The sequence below is a fragment of the Lysobacter humi (ex Lee et al. 2017) genome (assembly GCF_054781815.1).
Map to the genome: position 1 here is coordinate 124,044 of NZ_BAAGTR010000005.1, position 19,249 is coordinate 143,292.

Below are 19,249 nucleotides of genomic sequence, written 5' to 3' on the forward strand. Positions count from 1 at the left end.
CTACCCTTGCGGTCCGGTGGGCTTGACCCACTCAAGAATGTTGGCTCCTGCGGCTTTTCGCGCCTCGGCGCGCGATAGACCGGCCTGCTCCAGCAGCGCCAACTCGGCAAGCAGCGATGTACCAGGCCGCATTGGGAGCTCCGTACCCGCGAAATCGCTGCCCGCCAGAATCGTCACGCCGCCGCGGTGCAAGCGTCCGGTGAGCCTGATCAGAAAGGCCAGGACGCGCTGCCGTCCGTCGTACGCATCCGTACCGCGCCGTAATTCGGACATTTCCGCGTAGGTCACCAGCGTGGGAGTCACTGCCACTCGCCTGTCCGCCAGGTGTCGGATCGCTGCATCACCCGCCGGTGAATCCCACCACGTCATCGCGCTATCCACATCGGTTGCGAAGCCGGCGTAGATGGGGCTTGCCAGTAATGACTCGGCCGCATGCTCAATGCTGTCCACCCCTGCGTCCGCGGCCTCCCAAGCGGCCACACCCTTAGGCAAGTGGGATGCGACGCGCAGTCCGACGACGCTCGCCTCAGCGAGTACCGCGAAATAGGCATCGCGAGGGAGTGCGTTGTGTGTCTTGATGAAATCGACACGCATGGCAGCGAGCTTCCTCACCGCTTCTCTCGCTTCCTGTGGCGAGGCGACTTTAAGGCGAAACTTCGCGTCCTTGGGTCCGTCTATGGCGGGCCCCGACATGTAGATCTTCGGGCCGGCTCGCGATCCATCCGCGATCTCGGTGTTCCAACGTCGCAACGTCTCGACGTCCCCGCCGCAATCGCGGACCGCGGTGACCCCAGCGGCCGCCAACGCGGCAAGTGCTTCTTCGCCGTACCAAGAAAGGTGTGTGTGGGCGTCGGCCAGTCCAGTGCTCTCAGCACCTTGCGTCGGGGCGAGTTGGCATCCCGCGAGAAGCGAGAGCCCCAGCGCGGCTAGTACTAGTCTGTGATGCAGCATTGGGGACGCTCCGGGCTGATGGCACCTGAGCGTAGCGTTGACCGCCAATGTCCGCTTTCGGCCAATAGCAGACCTGGGTATTGGGTGGGCCAACGCACCGTGCGTGCGGACGGCGCCCGCTCGCCAGCGGCGTTCCAATCGGGAAGTCACGGCGACAAGGCGGAGCCCTTCCGAATCGTTGTGAGTGCAACTGCCTCGACCCTGCGCTCTGCGCTAGCCCGGAAAGGCGAGCATTTCGACCGGGATTACCCGTCGGTCAAGCCGATTCGCTGCGTCTGCGATAGAACCGGAGAATGGTCTCCTCGAAATTCCCGAACAACGCATCGGCGATCGGTGCGACATACCAGTTGAACTGGGTGCTCACGCGATACTGCATGCGGATGCGCAGGTCTGTACCCGACCGGCTTGGCTTAAGCGTGTACGAGGTATCGAGCATGTCGAAGTACGCGCCACCCATCGCGACATGGTCGTCGAGGGCGCGCGGCGGCACGGAGTCAGGCGCGAAGCGATAGGTCCAGCGGATGTACCGGCCCGGACGTTCCTCCGCCACGACCTGGTCGAAGTGAATCCCCTTCCCCATCCGGAGATGCCGGACGCTGCCCTGGACGCCGTGCTCGGTGACGCCGATTTCCGGCAGCGGCACGCCGATGCGGTAGATCCAGCCCTGCTCGACCTCGGCGGCCGTGATCTGGCCGGTATTCTGCAGGTACCGCCACACCACGCTTGGCGGCGCATCGATGTGGACCTGCCGCTCGACGCTGCGAATGCTCTGGGGAAGCGGCAAGCCGGTCTCCAGAAAACCAAGAACGAGAGGCAGCACCGCGAAACTGGAAAGGGACGACCCCGGCCGCTTGGTTCGGCGACAGATCTCTCCCATGAGCATTCCGCCCAGGCCACCGACGATCGCGAACAAGGGGGCGACCAAGACGACACAGATCAGGCCTTCCCACAGGACGGCCATCGAGCTGATGACGCACAACACATTCGACAATGCAGCCGAAAAGAAGTGGTAGCGCCTGGTGCGCTGGCGCTGCCGCTCGGCAACGTAGACGGTCGATGCACCCACCACCAGCGGCGTGAGCAGAATGAAGGACGCCATCATGGTTGCGTAGGAGTCACCTGGCTTGCCGGAGAACACGAAGCGCAAGGCGAGTCCGGCCAGGACCCCCGCTGCGATCGGCCAGAACCAGGAGAGTGGAAGCGAAGGCTGGCGCGGGTCGGTCGACGCGGAATCAGTCATGGCATTGCGCGGCCGGATAGAAACGGCGGTTCATTGCGGCGCTCGCGGCTTCGGTTGCCACGGCTTCGAGTTCAGGACGTGGCGCCAGGTGCTCCGGCAGGCGCAGCGAATGCACCCATCCCAGACGCTGCATCGCGCACAGGGCCCACCAGCCCGGATCCCATTCGCCACGAGCGTGGCCGAGCCGGGCCGAGCCGGGATAGGCATGGTGGTTGTTGTGCCAGCACTCGCCCATGGTCAGCAGCGACACCAGCGGGATGTTCCTCCCCTGCACCGCGGCGCCGCGCACGAGAAAGCGCATCGCACCGTGGTTGTGCGCGAAATACCCGATCAACCAGTGGCCGAAGACGCCGGCGGTGACGCGCGCACACACGCCCCAGAACACGAAGCCCCAGCCGCCCCAGGCGAAGAAGACAAGGGCGCAGGGCAATTGCTGCCACATCCACGTCCGCTCAAGGAACCGGTAAAAGCGGTTGTCCGCGATGCGTGCCTCGATGTCGATGGCCGGTGCGGAGCGCAGATGCAGTTCGCAATTGAGCTGCCACCAGGCATCGCGCCAGAAGCCGCTGCCATGCCGAAGGTAGTCATGGCATTCGGGCAGCCGCTGCGCGTAGTCGCGCAGCTCATGCTGCCGAAGCAGTCCGAACGGGCCTGCGAGGCCGACCTGAACCCCAAGATAGACAAGCGTGTACTCGAGCCATCGAGGACACTGGAAGCTGTCGTGGATGAGCTTCCGATGGCTGCCGAGTGAGTGGCCAAAAAGCAGCACGATCGCGGTCGTCACGATAAAGAGCGCGAACGCCGCCAGACTGAAGGTGGATCCGCCGCCGAAGATCGCGGCCGCGGCCATGCCCATGAACCACAACGACTTGCGCGGCGCGTACCGCACTTCCCCGTCGACGACCGAGCGCAGCGCCAACGCGCGCACGCGGTGTCCCGCGATGCAGCCGGGGAGTCGGGTCATTTCTCGCCCTTGCCTGCAGCGGCCACGCGACGGGACTCGCGCTTCAGCGGCCCGCCCACCGGGCAGATCTCGAATGCGAACCCGGTCAGCGAATTCACGAGCGTGTCGCGATTGAGTCGATACAGCACGCGCTGCCCTTGGCGCTCGCTCGATACCAGTCCCGCATCCTCGAGCAGCGACAGGTGGCGGGAGATCGTCGGCGCGCTCATACCAAACCGCTCTGCCAGCTCACCCGTCGTGAGCTCGAGCTCTGACAGGTAGGCAAGTATTTGCCGCCGAGGTCGTGACGCGAGGGCTTCGAACGTCTTATCAATGTTCATGCAAGGCATACTATTAGCTAATTGGCTAATATTGCAATAGATGGGCGGTGCTTGGTACGCCTTAATGGCCTCGCTGGTGAGGCGAGTGATCGCGCGCCCGGGACGTGTTACGGCTGCAGCGCGATGCACGTTTCCCGTCCAGGCAGCGGAATTCGACCTGCCGGGATTCGTAGGCTCTCGGGAAGGCCCGATTGCGCCCGGCGTGAGCGCGTGGCCATAAGCGTCCACCCGGGATCGGCATTCGCCACCGGCTCACCGGTTCATACGCAGTTTCCGCATTTTGCGTATTATCAGCAGCGACTGAAGCCGGAGTTGTGCCATGGGCTATCCCCTGAGCGTCGATACCCCGTCCCTTCGCGACGTGCCGCAGGCGACGTCGACGCAGGTCCAGAAGACCTGGCGCCGCGTGCTGTCGATGGTCCGCAGCAGCGGACGCGTCGTGGTGACCAACCACGGCGACGTCGAGGCGGTGGTCGTCTCGCGGCAGGAACTCGAACGGCTCGATCGCGAGATCGGCGAACTGCGCGAACGCGTCCAGAAGCTCACGGGCGACGTGCCCTCGGTGGATCGACTGCGCGAACAGTTCCTCGAGCGGCTGGCCACCCGGGACGAGTCGGAATTCGGCGATCGGCTGCGGAACGCGGCGCGCACGCGCGTCGACCTTGGTGGACGCCTGAAGGCGGGCGACCGGTTTTAATGACGGCCCGGCCGGTCGTCTTCGTACTCGCCGGCGTCAACGGTGCCGGCAAGAGCTCGGTGGGCGGGCTGCACCTCGAGTCGCTCGGCGTGGACCGGGACGACTGGTACAACCCGGACGAGGCGACGCGCACCTACATCGCCGCGGGCCTGTCGCCGGACGAGGCCAACTCCCGGGCATGGCACGAGGGCCGCGAGCGCCTGGAAATCGCGCTCGACCGGCGCAGGTCCCACGCCTTCGAAACCACGCTGGGCGGCCGCACGATTCCGGCGCTGCTAGCACGCGCGGCCGACACGCACGACGTCATGATGTGGTTCTGCGGGCTCGACTCGCTCGAACGCCACCTCGCCCGCGTCGCCGCACGCGTCGCGCGCGGCGGGCACCACATCGACGAGGCGAAGATCCGCGCGCGGTGGGAATCCTCGCTCCGCAACCTGATCGATCTGCTGCCGCACCTGGCAGTGCTCGGCGTCTACGACAACAGCGAGGAGGCCGGCGCGGATGGCGTGGTGCCGACGCCGCGGCGGGTTCTGCAGGTCGAGGACGGGCATGTGCTCTATCCGACGACACCGCGCGAGCTCGCCGACACGCCGCGCTGGGCGATGCCGGTAGTGGAGCGCGCGCTTCAGCTTGAAGGCCGATGACACAGGATGCCGGGCGCAGCGTAGCGAACGATCCGAGAGGCAACTCGCGACACTAGTGCACCGCGCTGGCGCTGATGGCCCCCCGGCCACCGGCCTCGCTGGTTGCGACGCTGCACCGGCCCGCCCGCATCCGTGCGCCCCGTGTCTGCACAGAACGTATGCAGAGGGCACTGCGCTAGCGCATCGCCGTTGACTCGACTGGACGCGCGAGCCCGATCCGCAGCGGGTAAACCCATCGCACATCCGGCTCTGTTGCTTTCCACGCTTGGCCGGGCCATCGAGATGGGCACGAGTCACGCGTCAGCCGCGCGACTCCATCGCACATGCGCATGCACTACGCGGGCGCGGCGCGGATGCACGCGTGGCCGACGCATCGAAATCGCGCTTGCAAGGCACTGATCACGGCGTCATGCACCCGAGCATTTGCGCATGCACGCCGCGCGGCGCACCGACGCTCGCTTCGCTATCGCCGCTTCTGCAACGGCGCCCGGTTCATGATCGACGGAATCTCGTCGAGCAGTTCCCGCGCGAGAAAGCCGAGCACGCCCTGGCGCGCAGCGATCGCTTCCGCCGCGGCGGCGTGCAGGTGGACGCCCCAGGCCGCGGCGTCGAGCGGATCGGTGCCGCGCGCGGCCAGACCGGCGACGATGCCGGCGAGGGTGTCGCCCGAGCCCGACATGGCCAGCCCGACATTGCCGCGGGAATTCTCCAGCACGGTCGGAGGTGCACTCGTGGCACTCGGGCCCACCACGTAGCTCGTCGCGCCCTTCATCACGCAGATCGCGCCGAACCTCCACACGATCTCGTGCGCGGCACCGAGCCGGTCGGCCTCGATCGCTTCGCGCGGCCGCCCGAGGAGCCGCGCCGCCTCCCCCGCATGCGGCGTGAGGATCAACGTGGCGTCGCCACCAGCGCCGGGCCCCCGATGCGCCAGCGCGCAGAGTGCCGCGGCATCGACGATCGCGGGGATCGCCGGCAGCGCGGCCAGCCAGCCGGCGAGCATCCGCGCCGTGACGTCGGCATCGAGAAGCCCGGGGCCGACGACGACGGCGTCCGCATCCGCCGCGAGGGCATCCAGCCGCGCCTGCGCGGCCTTCGCCAACGCTCCGCCGCGCGTCTCCGGAAGGGCGATGACGCGCGCCTCCGGAACGGCCGATGCGACGAGCGGGGCCGCCGCCGCGGTGGTGGCAACCTGCAGCCGGCCGGCACCCGCGCGCAGGCAGCCGACGGCGCACAGCACCGCGGCGCCCGGCATCTCGCCTGCCCCGGCGACCACAAGCACCTGTCCGCGGGCGCGCTTGTCGCCCTCGTGGTCCGGCGCTGGCAGCGGATGCCGTCGCAGCCACGCCGCATCGATCGCCGTCGGACGCCGCGAGCTCATTTGCGGCCCACGGGCCGGTCGGGCTGCGTCGTCACCGCCTCGCCCGCCTGCATCAGCGGCGCGGCGAAGTTGTAGCGCCGCAGCGCAAGGCGGCCCACGGGCTCCGGATCGGCGACGAGGCCGTATTCGGTGATGCCGCAGTTGACGACGTCGCCTTCGCGGTCGATCGCCAGCACCTCGGCCTCGGTCATCTTCTCGATCAGATAGCGGAAGCAGAGCACCGTGACCTGGTGTGCCACGATCAGCACGCGGCAGTGGCGGTACTCCAGCGCGAGCGTGTCCATCACGCTGCGCAGGCGCAGGATCACGTCGCACCAGCTCTCGCCGCCGGGCGGGCGGTGGTAGAACTTGCCGATGGTCGTCAGCGCACGCGCCTGGTCAGGATAGCGGTCCTCGACGCCGAGCCGCGTGAGCCCGTCGAAGATGCCGAACTCGCGCTCGCGCAGGCGCTCGTCCTGCACGATGGCCTGCGGCGCCACGCCCATCGCGGCGACCACATGCTCGAGCGTCTGCCGCGCGCGCACGTAGGGCGAGCACAGGAACACGTTCGGACGCTCGGCCTCCGGAAGGCGCGCGAACCAGGCGCCGAGCGCCTCAGCCTGGTGCGCGCCGAGGTCGGACAAGGGGACATCCGCGTCGCGGACGTCGTAGTCGATCGACAGCGCACGCGCCGCCTGCGCGGCGTCGCGCGCGACATTGCCCGCGGACTGCCCATGGCGCGTGATCCAGAGCGTGGACGGCCAGCGTTGTTCTTCGCGCATGGCCGGAGCATGCAGGGCGGGGTTTCAAGGCGGAGTGAGTCCGCGCGTCGCCGCGGCAGCGCACGTACACGTGGAGGTGGCGTGCGAATGCCGTGCGTGGTCTGTTGCCGTCCCGACATGGAGCCGTGCGGGTGGCGTCGGCATGCTTCTCACGGCCTGCAGGCGCCGCGGATCCGCGTCGATCGCGCGCTCGCTCCGCCGGCGCGGATGTGCCTCGCGACCTGCCGCGTCGACGGCCGGCGCCCGCGCGACAACCCGATCCAACGCGCTGCGGCCCGCCACCACGGTCTGTCCCTCCCGCCGCCGGGCGGTGCATCGGCATCGCCACGGCTCCGGTGCGGGATACTGGAGCGCCGCACCCCCAGGCACCGCCGTGCTCCGAACCGTCGTCGCCACCCGTTACGTCACGCCGCTGCGCGAAGGCGGCTCGATGCCCGCGATCGTGGAAGGCGACGACCTCGGGTTGCATGTCCTGAAATTCCGCGGTGCGGGACAGGGTGTGCTGGCGCTCGTCGCCGAGGTCGTCGCGGGCGGGATCGCCGAGGCGCTCGGCCTGCGCGTGCCGGAGCAGGCGCTCGTGGAGCTCGACCCCGAGCTTGCCCGTACCGAGCCCGATGCCGAGATCCAGGAACTCGTGAGGAAGAGCGCGGGGCTCAATTTCGCGCTCGACTTCCTGCCCGGGGCCGCGAACTTCGATCCCGTGGCCGGCCTGCCCGACCCGATGCTGGCGTCGCGCATCGTCTGGTTCGACAGCTTCATCAGCAACGTCGACCGGACTGCACGCAACCCCAACCTGATGGTCTGGCATCGTGATCTGTGGCTCATCGACCACGGCGCCGCCCTGTACTTCCACCACGGCTGGGATTCGCAGCCCGCCGATCCGTCGAGTGCATTCCCGCTCGTCCGCGAGCATGTGCTGCTGCCTGCGGCATCGCGCATCGCCGATGTGGACGCCGAGCTTGCGGCGCGCCTCGGTCGTGACCTCTTCGAAGACGTGCTGGGCCGCGTGCCCGACGACTGGCTGGGGGAGGCACCCGTTGCCATGCGCGCACGCTACGTCGACTATCTCGTCGCGCGCCTGGAGCAGCGCGGTGCCTTCGTGGAGGAGGCGCGCCGTGCACACGGGTGAGCTCTACGACTACGCCATCCTGCGGGTCGTGCCCCGCGTGGAGCGCGAGGAATTCCTCAACGCCGGCGTGCTGCTCGCGACGGCATCGGGGCGGATCCTGCTGGCGCGCGTCGAACTCGATCGCGCGCGACTGCTGACGCTCAGCCCGACCGTCGACCTGGAGCTGGTGGCGCAGCAGCTCGGCGCGATCGTCGCGATCTGCGAAGGACGGCCCGGCAGCGGCCCGATCGGTGAGCTCCCGCGACGCGCGCGCTTCCACTGGCTGACGGCCAAGCGCAGTGCGCTGATCCAGACCTCGCCCGTGCACACCGGGCGGTGCGCGGATCCGGAACGCACCGTGGAGCACCTGCTGGAGCGGATGGTGCGGGTGCCGAGGTAGAGCCGCGCGCGATGCGCCCCCGGGCGACGCACGCTGTGACAAACCGGTGCGCCCGCGCCAATCACGGAGGACCTCGACAAAGGAACTCCGATGAGCGCGCACGCAACGATCGACAGGATCCACGGACTGGACGCCTTGCGCGCGGGCGCGCTGCTGCTCGGCGTCGTGCTCCATGCGTGCATGTCCTACATGCCCGGTGCCTCGCAGTTCTGGCTGGTGTCCGACCCGGCGCAGTCGGTTGTGGCGTCAGGCGCATTCTTCTGGATCCACTCGTTCCGCATGCTGGTGTTCTTCGTGCTCGCCGGCTACTTCGGGCGGCAACTCGTGGAGCGGCGCGGGCCCCTCGGCTTCGTGCGCAACCGGGCAAGGCGCGTGCTCGTGCCCCTGCTCGCGGCGTGGCCACCCGTCTTTGCAGCCATCATCGCCGTGATGATCTGGAACGCCTGGCTGCGCAATGGCGGCCATCTACCGGCCTCGCCACCGCCCGGACCCCGCTTTACGGCCGACAGCTTTCCACTCACGCACCTGTGGTTTCTCCATGTGCTGGTCCTGTTCTATGTCGCCGCGCTCGTGGGACGCTCGGCGTCCGGGCGATGGGTCGCGCCGGCGCTCATGCAGCGCCTACGTCGGGCCGCGGGCGCGGTGGGCACGCACGCGCTGGGGCGCTGGCTCGTTGCATTGCCCATGGCGATCGGGCTGCTGATGCTCCCGGAGTGGATGCCGTGGTTCGGCGTGCCGACGCCGGACCGGTCGCTGTATCCGAACGTGGCGGCGGTGCTCGCATACGGCTCGGCGTTCGCCTATGGCTGGCTGCTGCAGTCCGTTGCGGACGGCATGGCGGCGCACCGCACGTCCTGGCGGAGCGCGCTCGGCGTCGCGATGATCGCGTCCGTCGCGTGCCTGGCGTGGGTGGGAGCGAGCCCCTCGGCCGATCCTGCGGTAGCCGGCGGCGCGACACGCACCGCCGCGTTCGCCACGCTGTACGCGGTCAGCGGCTGGGCGTGGGTCTTCGCACTCGTGGGGCTCTTGCTCGCCTTCGCCGACCGGCCCGCAGGCTGGCGCCGCTACCTGTCCGATGCGTCGTTCTGGATCTACGTCGCACACCTGCCGGTGATCGCAGCCGGCCAAGTCCTGCTCTCGCGCGTGCACGCACCCTTCGCGGTCGAGCTGCCCCTCCTGCTCGCTTCCGCATCGGTCGTGCTCCTCGCGAGCTATCAGCTGCTGATCCGCGGCACGTGGCTGGGTCGTATGCTGGGTTTCAGTCCATACCGTGGCAGGACGCCGGTCGTCGACGGTGCCGCTGCCGTAACACGCCGGGGCGCACCGCACCGCGGGACCACCGGCTGAAGAAGGTGCGTCGGAGGAAGCAGGCCTCGCTGCGGGCGGGACGCGACACCCCGGCGCGAGCATCGTGCGCACCCGGCCCGATACCGGGGATGTCATGCGCACCGCCCGACACGCACCCTCGCCGGGCGCCGGTCCGGGCGGGGTGACGTCCTACGACAGCGCGTCGAGCCGCTTGGACGCTTCGCGCTTGCCCAGGCCACGCACCGCCACCAGCGCGGCCTGCTGCGCGGCGCGTGGCACCGCCTTCCCGGCTTCCCAGTTGTAGATCGACTGGCCGCTCGCGCCGACAAGCCGGCCGAAGTCCGACGCCGACAGGCCCAGGCGCGCGCGGAGCGACTTCAGGCCCTTCGCAGCGAAGCGCGTCTTGGCCGCGTCGCCCTCCGCAACAGCCGCGCGCGCGCGCACCGGCCGCGTGAGCAGGCGAAGCTCCTTCTGCAGCGCGGCGAGTTGCCGCTTCAGTTCCGCGATCTCGCGGCGATGGTTCGCGTTCGCCTTGCGCAGCGGATCGACCGCACCCCTGATCTCCTTGCGGGCGACGCGCGCGATCTCACCTTTCAGTACGGAACCGAAGTTCGACATGTCGACGCCAGCCAGCCGGGAGCTGCAGTCTACAGGCGGTTGCGACCCGTCACGCCGATCGCATTATTCGGTTGGCTCCACGGCCTGCACGTGCGGCGACGGCGGGGCCATGCGTGCCTCACGGTACGCAATCGGCGCGGTCAATGGATCGCCAGCGTCGGCAGGCGATGCCGCCGGAGCTGCTCGAGCAGCAGGCGGCAGCCCTCGCGCACGCGCTCGCCCATCACCTGCGCGAGGAATTCGTAGTCCTCCTCCGACAGCCCCATGCCGGGCACCGGCAGCGTGCCCGGCAACGGCATCACGCGGTAGCGCCGACGGCCGCTCGCCGGCATGGCGACGACGGTGACGCCCGACACGTGCGTGGCGGTCGCCTCGGTGAGGTTGAGAGTCCAGTCGGAGGAGGCGCGGGCGGACATGGATGCGGCCGTGGGAGCGATTCGCAGGTTCTACGCGGCGTGAAATGAAGAGCCGATCAAATCGCCGTGTCGCGCTCATTAAGCCGCCATCGTTCTGGTCGCACGGCAGGTACTGCGTAGGTCGCAGACGATGATCGGTCGGTTCGCACGCTGCGACCGACTGCACGCCGCGGGGGCCCACGCAGCGACGCATCTAGCCGACCGCTGCCGCCTCCACCCCATCGAGGCGCCGCATCGCGTCATGCACCGTCGCCACGCTGACCGGTTTGGTCAGGTGCAGGTCGAAGCCCGCGTCCGCCGACTGTCGCTTGTCCTCCTCGCCGCCCCAACCGCTCACGGCGACGAGGTAGATCCCATCGAGCCCTGGCAGCGCCCGCAGTGCGCGGGCAAGCTCGTAGCCGTTCATGCCGGGCATGCCGAGGTCGAGGAAGGCGACGTCGGGCCCGAGGCCGCGCGCGACCTCGAGCCCGTCCGCGCCGGAGAACGCCCCGCGCGTGGCATGCCCTTCAAGCTCGAGCATCATCGCCAGGCTCTCGGCCGCGTCGCGGTTGTCGTCGACGACGAGAACCCGCCGCGCGTGCGGCGTCGGTGCGTCCCCGCGCATCGCGACGTCGCCCGCCGGTGCTTCCGCGGCAAGAGGTAGGCGCACCGTGAACGTGCTGCCCTGCCCCAGGCCCGCGCTTTCGGCGACGATCGCGCCGCCGTGCATCTCGACGAGCCGCCGCGCGAGCGCCAAGCCGATGCCGAGGCCGCCCTGCGCGCGATCGAGCGTGCGGTTGACCTGCGCGAACATGCCGAAGACCTCGCCGATCGCCTCGGGCGGGATACCGAGCCCGGTGTCGGTGACGCTGAGGCAGGCCTCGCCGTCGCAGGCATGCGCATGCAGCCGGACCTCGCCGCCATCGGGCGTGTACTTCGCCGCATTGGTCAGCAGGTTGCCGATCACCTGCGCGATGCGCGTGGGATCGGCATCGACGCACAGCGGCGCCTCGTCGAGGTCGACGACGAGCCGGTGGCGCGCCGATTCGATCGACGGCCGCGCCGACTCGATCGCCGCGCGCACGGCGTCCTGCAGGCTGATGCGCTGGCGCTGCAGCACCACCTTGCCGCTGGTGATGCGCGAGACGTCGAGCAGATCGTCGACGAGCCGCACCATGTGGTCGAGCTGGCGGTCCATCATCTGCCGCGTGCGCCGCGCGATCTCGGCATCGGCCGTGAGGTTGAGCACGTGCAGGCCGCTGCGGATCGGCGCGAGCGGGTTGCGCAGCTCGTGCGCGAGCGTGGCGAGGAACTCGTCCTTGCGGCGATCGGCCTCGCGCAGCGCTTCTTCGGCCTCGCGGCGCTCGGTGATGTCGAGGATGCCGCCGATGAAGCCGAGGAACTCGCTGCCGGCGCCGAAGCGCGGGCGGCCCGTCGCATGCATCCAGCGATAGGCGCCGTCCCAGCGGAGCGCGCGGTACTCGAGCACGTGCGCTTCCTGCGCGTCGTTGGCGGCCTCGAATGCGGCATGCACGCGCTCGCGGTCGTCGGGGTGCAGCACGTCGGCCCAGCCGAAACCGAGCTCCGCCTCCGCCATGCGGCCGGTGAATTCCGACCAGCGCCGGCTCACGTAGGTGCAGCGGCCGTCCGGCTCGGTGACGTAGATCATGATCGGCGCGGTATCGGCCATCTGCCGGAAGCGCGCCTCGGATTCGCGCAGCGCCGCCACCGAGCGCGCGCGCTCGATCGCCGGCCACAGGCGCGCGACGACCTCGCGCAACAGCTTCAGCTCGTGTGCCCGCCAGGTGCGTGGACGACCCGAAGCGATCGTGAGCGTGCCGGTGAGCCGCCCTTCGACCACATAGGAGACCGCGGCGAGCGCGACCGTGCCGTAGGGGAGGTAGTTCGCCGCGAACGGCGCGGTGAGCGGATCGCTGCGCAGGTCGTTGACGGCAACCGTCTCGCCCGACGCGAGCGCCATTCCCAGCTCGGTGGTGAAGAACTCGCGCGCGTCGAACGCACCGAAGACACGCGGCGCGCCATCGGTCCATTCGTGCAGCGTGCGGATGCGGCCGTGGTCGAGATCGATGTCGGTGAGCGTGCAGCGCAGCAGGCGCAGGTGCTCGCCGAGCAGCGCAAGACCCGCGTCGCCGACCTCGTCCGCGCTGCCGGCCTGTGCGATGCGGCGGTCGAGCTCGGCGAGGAAGACGCCGGTCTCCTCGGCCTGCTTGCGCGTGGTGATGTCGGTATTGGTGTGCATGACGCCCTGCGGGCGCCCCTCGGGATCGCGCGTGAGCACCCAGCGCGCGTGCACGTGCAGGCGACCGCCGTCGCTGCGGTACTGCGCGATCTCGCCTTCCCAGCGGTCGTCGGCGTGGAGCCGCGCCTCGATGTCGCCGAACGGCTCCGGAAACTCGGTATTGAGCAGCTGCCAGGCCTTGCGGCCGATGGCTTCGTCGGCGCTGTAGCCGTACATCGCCGCCGCGCCGGCGTTCCAGTAGCTGATCGTGCCGTCGAGGTCGCGGATGTAGATGCCGTCGGTGGTGAGGTCGAGCAGGCGGGCCTGGTCGGCGAGCCGGCGCGCGGCCTCGCGGCGCTCGGTGACGTCGGTGAGCGTGCCGAGCACGGTGTGCGCACGCCCGTCGGAGCCGTACAGCGCACGGCCGCGCGCCTCGATCCAGAGATCCCCGGCGTCGGGGCGGCACAGCCGGAACTGCGCCTCGAACAGGCCGCGCGTCTCCATCGCCCGCCGGAATGCCGCGCGCACGCCGGGCTGGTCGTCGGGATGCAGGAGCTGCACCACGCCGCTGCGCGTGCCGTCGAACGCGCGCGGGCCCAAGCCCGTGATGCGGCTGCACTCGGGCGAGAAGCTCATCGCGCCGGTCGCCATGTCGAGCTTCCAGAGCCCGGTGTCCGACGCCTCGAGCGCCAGCTTGAGCCGCGCCTCGCTGAGCATCAGCGCTTTCTGCGCGCGGCGCTCGTCGGCGACGACCGCGAGCACCTGGATCGCCACCGCCATCACCACGACGAACAGCTGCAGGTCGAGGTAGCGCTGGTCGAGATCCTCGCTGGAGAACGGGCCGTAGCCGAGCGCCGTGCCGCAGATGCCGAACAGGGCCATCATCGTGCAGGCCAGGCTCGCACCGCGCAGGCGCAGCGCGAGCGCGGCCCAGATCAGCGGGACGAAGCCGAGGAACGTGTAGAGCCGCTCGTCCTGGCGCAGAAAGACGTAGGCGCCGACCATCGCGGTCAGTCCCAGGCAGCCGGCGAACTGCAGCGCGCCGCCCGGCACCCGCACCAGGCGTGCCTGCGTCCAGGCCAGCAGGAGCGTACCGACCAGCAGCACGCCGCCCAGATCGCCGAGGAACCAGTGCGACGCGAACGCCTGCAGGCCCGCCGCGTCGAGCCGGAACGAGACCCCGAGCGTGAAGGTGCCGACCGCGGTCGCAACGCCGGCGGCGAGCGTGGCCGCGCCGAGGAACAGGATGTAGTCGCGGGAGGTCTCCATCGCGGGATGGAAGCCGAGCCGCCGGAGCATCCACCATCCGGCAAGCGCCGCCAGCGTATTGCCCGTCGCGACCACCGTGATCGCCCAAGGGGCATGCGGAGAGCCGTTGAGCGCAGCGGCCAGCAGGTAACCCAGCAGGACGCCCGGCCACAGGCGGGCCCCGCCGAACAGCAGCCCCGCCAGCGCGACGCCGGCCGCCGGCCACACCGGGGCGCCGACCCCGTGCACGATTCCCCAGCGCAGCCCCGGATAGGCGAGCAGCGCATACGCCGCCGCGAGCAGCAGGACGTGCGCGGTGATCACCCACGGCCGCCCGCTGCGCCCCGGAGGCGTCGGGCCGGACTGGAACGGGGGATTCGGGGGGTTGAGCGGCACGTTGCGCGTACGGAATCGGGGGAAACCGCACGTTAACAGACGTCATTTTCACGCCGGCTGCACACCGGGCGGCCGGCCGCGTGGCGTCCGTACAATGGCGGCATGGATATCTTCAAGGTCTTTACGCTCGAGGCCGCCCACCGGCTGCCGAACGTCCCGTCCGGCCACAAGTGCGCGCGACTGCACGGGCATTCGTTCCGGGTGGAGATCCGGGTCCGGGGCGAGCCGGGCGCGGAGACCGGCTGGGTCATGGACTTCGCGGATATCAAGGCCGCATTCCGCCCGATCTATGACCGGCTCGACCACCACTACCTCAACGATATTGAGGGCCTGGAGAACCCGACGAGCGAACGGCTCGCGATGTGGATCTGGGACCGGCTGGCGCCTTCGCTGCCGCTGCTGGCCGAGGTCACGGTGCACGAGACCTGCACCTCCGGCTGCCGCTACACCGGCCCGGCGCCAGAAGTGGCGTGATCGAACGGCCGTAGGCGCCGCGCTACAGCCGCTATCAGGTTCCTGAGCTGCCGGCAACGTCCGACGAACGGTTGTTGCAGCGCAACATGGGCGCGCCTATGCTGCAACGCACCATCCACGCAGTACCGGTCTTCGGGCCGCATCAGGAGTCCGCCATGTACGCACAGATGAACGACCAGTTCGCCAACGCCACCCGCGAGTTTGCCGACACGGCCGCCCGGATCAACCGTCTCGCCCTCGAGAACGCGCAGGCGATCTTCGGCCTGCAGCTCGCCGCGATCGAGGACCGCGCCACGGCGACCTTCGCCTTCCTCGGCGAGGCCTCGCAGGTCCGTGACTTCGACGGCGCCAAGGCGCTGTGGCCGAAGGGCGCGCAGGTCGCGCGCGAGAACGTCGAGCGCACGCTGACCACCGGCCAGGACGTCCTGGGCCGCGTCGTGAAGGCCAACGAGGCCGTCGCGCAGATCGCCAAGGGCCAGTTCGAAGCCGCCGCCCGTGGCGCGAACGAGACCGTCAAGCAGGCTCAGGAGCAGTTCGCGCAGGCCACCAAGGGCGCCACCGAGGCGACCCAGCAGGCCGCAAACGCCGCGACCGGCCAGAAGAACAAGTAACCGCTCTCTCCAGTTCCCACTGGAAATCGAACCCGGCAGCTTCGGCTGCCGGGTTTTTTTGTTGGCGCAAGGTGGACACCCGCATGCCCGCGCCGACGAACGCGTCGCCACGCGCGGCGTCCCATCGATACCGCTTTACCCGGCGAGGGCACCACACCCCGGCTAAGCACCGGCCGCCTCTCGGCGCAGCGCTACTCCGACCATCGACCCCGCACGTTCGCCACCTGCTGCAACTCGCACGAACCGGCCCGCATGCCCGGCGCCCAGTGTCGATGTCCGCAGAAGAGATCGCGGGCGCGATAACGACAGTCGCCACGCATGCGCCCGAAAACGGAAACGGCCGGGAACTCCCGGCCGTTTCCAGCACCTCGACGCTCCAACGCCGCGACGCGCCTCAGTGCGCCGGATTTCCCACCGGGCGCGCCACGTCGTGCGCCTGCAGGCGCTGCGCCGCCGCGCGGTGATCGCGCGCAAGCAGCAGGTAGACGACCGGCACCACGAACAGCGTGAACAGCGTACCGATCGTCATGCCGCCCACGATCACCCAGCCGATCTGGTTGCGCGCCTCGGCACCGGCGCCCGTCGCGATCGCGAGCGGCACTGCGCCGAGCACCATCGCACCCGTCGTCATCAGGATGGGCCGCAGGCGCAGCGCCGCGGCGTCGACCACGGCCTCCAGCTTCGCCTCGCCGCGCTCCTGCAACTGGTTCGCGAACTCCACGATCAGGATGCCGTGCTTCGAGATCAGGCCGATAAGCGTGACGATGCCGATCTGCGAATAGATGTTCCAGCTGCCCCCGGTGAACTTGAGCGCAAGGAACGCGCCGAAGACCGCGAGCGGCACGGAAAGCAGGATGATGAACGGATCGACCCAGCTCTCGAACTGCGCGGCGAGCACGAGGAAGATGAAGAGCAGCGCAAGGCCGAGGATGAAGCCGAACTCGTTCGACGACTCGCGCAGCTCGCGGCTCTGGCCGGAGAGGTCGTACTGCGCATCCGGCGCGACCTCCTTCAGCGCGCCCTCCATCCACGTCAGCGCATCACCCATCGCATAGCCGGGCGCGAGGCCCGCGCTGATCGTCGCCGAGCGCAGCTTGTTGAAGTGGTTGAGCTCCTTGGCGGCCACGGTCTCGCGCACGTCGACGAGGTTCGACAGCTGCACCATCGCGCCATCGCTGCCGCGCACGTAGATGTTGGAGAGATCCCCCGGCGTGCGGCGATCCGCGTCCTCGACCTGCACGATCACGTCGTACTGCTCGCTGCCCATCTTGAAGCGCGTCACGTTGCGCCCGCCGAGCATCGTCTCCAGCGTGCGACCCACGGCCGAGACGTTGCTGCCCACGGAGGCGACCTTGTCGCGGTTCACGTCGATCTTCAGCTGCGGCTTGTCGAGCTTGAGGTCCGTGTCGGGATTGGTGAGCTGCGGGTTCTCCGCCATCTTCGCCATGAGCTTCTGCACCGTGGCGCCCAGCTCGTCCCACGAGCCGGTGGTCTGCACGACGAAGCTCACCGGCTGGCCGAAGCCCTGCTGGCCCAGCGCGGGCGGGAGCGTCGGGAAGGCCATCACGCCCGGGATGCCCATGAACTGCGGGAAGAGCATGCCCTGCACGTCGGAGGACTTCATGTCGCGCTTCGACCAGTCCTCCAGGCCCACGAAGCCGATGGTGGACGTGATCGACGGGAAGCCGACGATCTGGAAGTAGCGGTCGACATGCGGCGTCTTCGCGAAGATGCCTTCCATCTGGCGCGCGTACTTGTCGGTGTACTCGACCGTGGAACCTTCGGGCGCGACGCCGAAGCCGATGACCAGGCCCTGGTCCTCCTGCGGCGCGAGTTCCTTCGGCAGAAACATGTAGAGCGCCCCGGCGCCGACGAACAGCGCGAGGCCGCCCGCGATCACCGCCCAGCGCCAGCGCAATGCCGCCTGCAGCACGCGGCGGTAGGCGTCGTCGAGGCGGCGCAGCACGCGCTCGCCGGCCAGGTAGAAGCGCCCGTGCTGCTCGTTGGTCTTGAGCAGCTTGGACGACATCATCGGCGACAGCGTCAGCGCGGTGAAGCCGGACACGAGCACCGCGCCGGCGAGCGTCAGCGCGAACTCGACGAACAGCTTGCCGGTGCGGCCGGTCGAGAAGGCGAGCGGCACGTAGACGGCCACCAGCGTGAGCGTCATCGCGACGATCGCGAAGCCGATCTCCTTCGAACCCTTCAGCGCCGCCTCGAAGGGCGGCATGCCCTCCTCCACGTGCCGGTAGATGTTCTCGAGCATCACGATCGCGTCGTCGACCACCAGGCCGATCGCCAGCACCATCGCCAGCAGCGTGAGCGTGTTGATGGTGAAACCGAACGCGTACATCAACGCGAAGGCGCCGATCAGCGAGACGGGGATGGTGATCAGCGGGACCAGCACCGCGCGCCAGCTGCGCAGGAACAGGAAGATCACGATCACCACGAGCACGACGGCCTCGACGATCGTGTTGCGCACTTCCTCGATCGACTTTTCGATGAAGACCGTCGAGTCGTAGGCGATCTCGACCTTCACGCCTTCGGGCAGCGTGCGCTGGATCTCCGGGATCATCGCCTTGAGGCCCGCGCTGATTTCCAGCGGATTGGCGACCGCCTGCTTGACCACGCCCAGCGGCACTGCATCGCGGCCGTTGAAGCGGGCACGGAAGCGGTCCTCCTGCGCGCCGAGCTCGACCTTGGCGACGTCGCGCAAGCGCACCACGGCACCGTTGGACTCGCCGAGCGAGATCTCGCCGAACTGCGCGGGCGTACGCAGGTCGGTCTCCGACAGAACGCTGAACTCGCGCGCCGTACCTTCGACGCGTCCGGCGGGGATCTCCACGTTCTGCTGGCGCAGCGCGGCCTCGACGTCCTGCGGCGTGAGCCCGAAGCCGGCCAGGCGCTGCGGCTGCAGCCAGATGCGCATCGCGTGGCGCGTGCCCATCACCTGCGCCTGCGCGACGCCGGGGATCGTCTGCACGCGGTCCTTGACCAGGCGGTCGGCGAGATCGGCGAGTTCGGGCTTCGTGTGGCGGTCGGATGTGAACGCCATCCAGATGATCGGCTGGGCGTCGGCCTCCTGCTTCTGCACGATCGGCTCGCGCGCTTCCTCGGGCAGGAAGTCGCGCGCCTGACCGACGCGGTCGCGCACGTCGGACGCGGCCGCTTCGGGATCACGGTCGAGGCGGAAGCGGATCGAGACCTGGCTCGACTGCTCGCGGCTCACCGACTGGATGTATTCGATGCCCTCCACGCCCGACAGCGCGTCCTCGATCGGCTGGGTGATCTGCGACTCGATCACCTGCGCGCTCGCGCCGGGATAGCTCGTGCTCACGGTGACGACGGGCGTGTCGACGTTCGGGATCAGGCGCACCGGGAGCCGCGTGTAGGCGACGATGCCGACCAGCACGACCACGATGTTGATCACCCAGGCGAAGACCGGGCGGCGGATGGAGATGTCGGAAAGGACCACGGGTCGCCTCGTCGGTTCG

General features: G+C 69.2%; 17 protein-coding genes. 7 read left to right on the forward strand and 10 right to left on the reverse strand.

Annotated elements, in window-relative coordinates; all coding sequences use genetic code 11:
* The 4 genes from ACYVJJ_RS04245 to ACYVJJ_RS04260 all read right to left on the reverse strand — a co-directional run bounded on the left by ACYVJJ_RS04245 (position 1) and on the right by ACYVJJ_RS04260 (position 3,475).
* Positions 1–951 (reverse strand): amidohydrolase family protein, encoded by a 951-nt coding sequence (locus tag ACYVJJ_RS04245; protein WP_460831377.1) that lies wholly within the window; start codon positions 949–951, stop codon positions 1–3.
* Between the two features lie 256 nt (positions 952–1,207).
* Positions 1,208–2,191, reverse strand: coding sequence for an SRPBCC family protein (locus ACYVJJ_RS04250; protein ID WP_460831379.1), 984 nt, complete (start codon positions 2,189–2,191; stop codon positions 1,208–1,210).
* The gene (locus ACYVJJ_RS04255; RefSeq protein ID WP_460831380.1) at positions 2,184–3,155 is read right to left on the reverse strand and encodes an acyl-CoA desaturase; all 972 of its coding nucleotides are present in this window, start codon (positions 3,153–3,155) and stop codon (positions 2,184–2,186) included. Before ACYVJJ_RS04255 ends, ACYVJJ_RS04250 begins: the two co-directional genes overlap by 8 nt.
* Entirely contained in the window at positions 3,152–3,475 is a 324-nt protein-coding gene (locus ACYVJJ_RS04260; RefSeq protein WP_460831381.1) for a metalloregulator ArsR/SmtB family transcription factor, read from the reverse strand. Before ACYVJJ_RS04260 ends, ACYVJJ_RS04255 begins: the two co-directional genes overlap by 4 nt.
* A 319-nt stretch (positions 3,476–3,794) precedes the next feature.
* Between ACYVJJ_RS04260 and ACYVJJ_RS04265 the strand changes: the two genes are divergently transcribed.
* Together ACYVJJ_RS04265 and ACYVJJ_RS04270 are read left to right on the forward strand one after the other, a co-directional pair.
* Positions 3,795–4,172 (forward strand): hypothetical protein, encoded by a 378-nt coding sequence (locus ACYVJJ_RS04265; protein ID WP_460831382.1) that lies wholly within the window; start codon positions 3,795–3,797, stop codon positions 4,170–4,172.
* Positions 4,172–4,816: a hypothetical protein gene (locus ACYVJJ_RS04270; protein WP_460831384.1), complete on the forward strand. Its 645-nt coding sequence runs from the start codon at positions 4,172–4,174 to the stop codon at positions 4,814–4,816. The genes ACYVJJ_RS04265 and ACYVJJ_RS04270 overlap by 1 nt, the downstream gene beginning before the upstream one ends.
* Before the next feature lie 463 nt (positions 4,817–5,279).
* Here ACYVJJ_RS04270 and ACYVJJ_RS04275 read toward each other — a convergent pair whose 3' ends face one another.
* Both ACYVJJ_RS04275 and ACYVJJ_RS04280 read right to left on the reverse strand, forming a co-directional pair.
* Positions 5,280–6,197: an NAD(P)H-hydrate dehydratase gene (locus tag ACYVJJ_RS04275; protein WP_460831385.1), complete on the reverse strand. Its 918-nt coding sequence runs from the start codon at positions 6,195–6,197 to the stop codon at positions 5,280–5,282.
* Positions 6,194–6,958: a histidine phosphatase family protein gene (locus ACYVJJ_RS04280; RefSeq protein WP_460831387.1), complete on the reverse strand. Its 765-nt coding sequence runs from the start codon at positions 6,956–6,958 to the stop codon at positions 6,194–6,196. Before ACYVJJ_RS04280 ends, ACYVJJ_RS04275 begins: the two co-directional genes overlap by 4 nt.
* A gap of 373 nt (positions 6,959–7,331) precedes the next feature.
* On the opposite strand from ACYVJJ_RS04280, the gene ACYVJJ_RS04285 reads away from it, so the two are divergent.
* The 3 genes from ACYVJJ_RS04285 to ACYVJJ_RS04295 all read left to right on the forward strand — a co-directional run bounded on the left by ACYVJJ_RS04285 (position 7,332) and on the right by ACYVJJ_RS04295 (position 9,813).
* Complete coding sequence (locus ACYVJJ_RS04285) at positions 7,332–8,087, forward strand: HipA family kinase (RefSeq protein ID WP_460831389.1); 756 nt, start codon at positions 7,332–7,334, stop codon at positions 8,085–8,087.
* Entirely contained in the window at positions 8,074–8,466 is a 393-nt protein-coding gene (locus ACYVJJ_RS04290; RefSeq protein WP_460831391.1) for a DUF3037 domain-containing protein, read from the forward strand. Before ACYVJJ_RS04285 ends, ACYVJJ_RS04290 begins: the two co-directional genes overlap by 14 nt.
* Positions 8,467–8,556: 90 nt before the next feature.
* On the forward strand, positions 8,557–9,813 hold the full coding sequence (locus ACYVJJ_RS04295; RefSeq protein ID WP_460831393.1) for an acyltransferase family protein: 1,257 nt from the start codon (positions 8,557–8,559) through the stop codon (positions 9,811–9,813).
* A 150-nt stretch (positions 9,814–9,963) separates the two neighbouring features.
* Here ACYVJJ_RS04295 and ACYVJJ_RS04300 read toward each other — a convergent pair whose 3' ends face one another.
* The 3 genes from ACYVJJ_RS04300 to ACYVJJ_RS04310 all read right to left on the reverse strand — a co-directional run bounded on the left by ACYVJJ_RS04300 (position 9,964) and on the right by ACYVJJ_RS04310 (position 14,670).
* Positions 9,964–10,392 carry a helix-turn-helix domain-containing protein gene (locus tag ACYVJJ_RS04300; protein WP_460831395.1) on the reverse strand — a complete coding sequence of 143 codons (429 nt, stop codon included), beginning with the start codon at positions 10,390–10,392 and terminating at the stop codon, positions 9,964–9,966.
* 140 nt (positions 10,393–10,532) lie between these two features.
* Positions 10,533–10,808 (reverse strand): hypothetical protein, encoded by a 276-nt coding sequence (locus ACYVJJ_RS04305; RefSeq protein WP_460831397.1) that lies wholly within the window; start codon positions 10,806–10,808, stop codon positions 10,533–10,535.
* A gap of 193 nt (positions 10,809–11,001) precedes the next feature.
* The gene (locus ACYVJJ_RS04310) at positions 11,002–14,670 is read right to left on the reverse strand and encodes a PAS domain S-box protein (RefSeq protein WP_460831399.1); all 3,669 of its coding nucleotides are present in this window, start codon (positions 14,668–14,670) and stop codon (positions 11,002–11,004) included.
* A 102-nt stretch (positions 14,671–14,772) separates the two neighbouring features.
* On the opposite strand from ACYVJJ_RS04310, the gene queD reads away from it, so the two are divergent.
* Both queD and ACYVJJ_RS04320 read left to right on the forward strand, forming a co-directional pair.
* Positions 14,773–15,144 (forward strand): 6-carboxytetrahydropterin synthase QueD, encoded by a 372-nt coding sequence (gene queD, locus ACYVJJ_RS04315; protein WP_460831400.1) that lies wholly within the window; start codon positions 14,773–14,775, stop codon positions 15,142–15,144.
* Positions 15,145–15,299: 155 nt separating this feature from the next.
* Positions 15,300–15,755: a phasin family protein gene (locus ACYVJJ_RS04320; protein ID WP_460831402.1), complete on the forward strand. Its 456-nt coding sequence runs from the start codon at positions 15,300–15,302 to the stop codon at positions 15,753–15,755.
* Between the two features lie 394 nt (positions 15,756–16,149).
* On the opposite strand, the gene ACYVJJ_RS04325 is transcribed toward ACYVJJ_RS04320, so the two are convergent.
* Entirely contained in the window at positions 16,150–19,230 is a 3,081-nt protein-coding gene (locus ACYVJJ_RS04325; RefSeq protein ID WP_460831404.1) for an efflux RND transporter permease subunit, read from the reverse strand.
* Between the last annotated feature and the right edge of the window lie 19 nt (positions 19,231–19,249).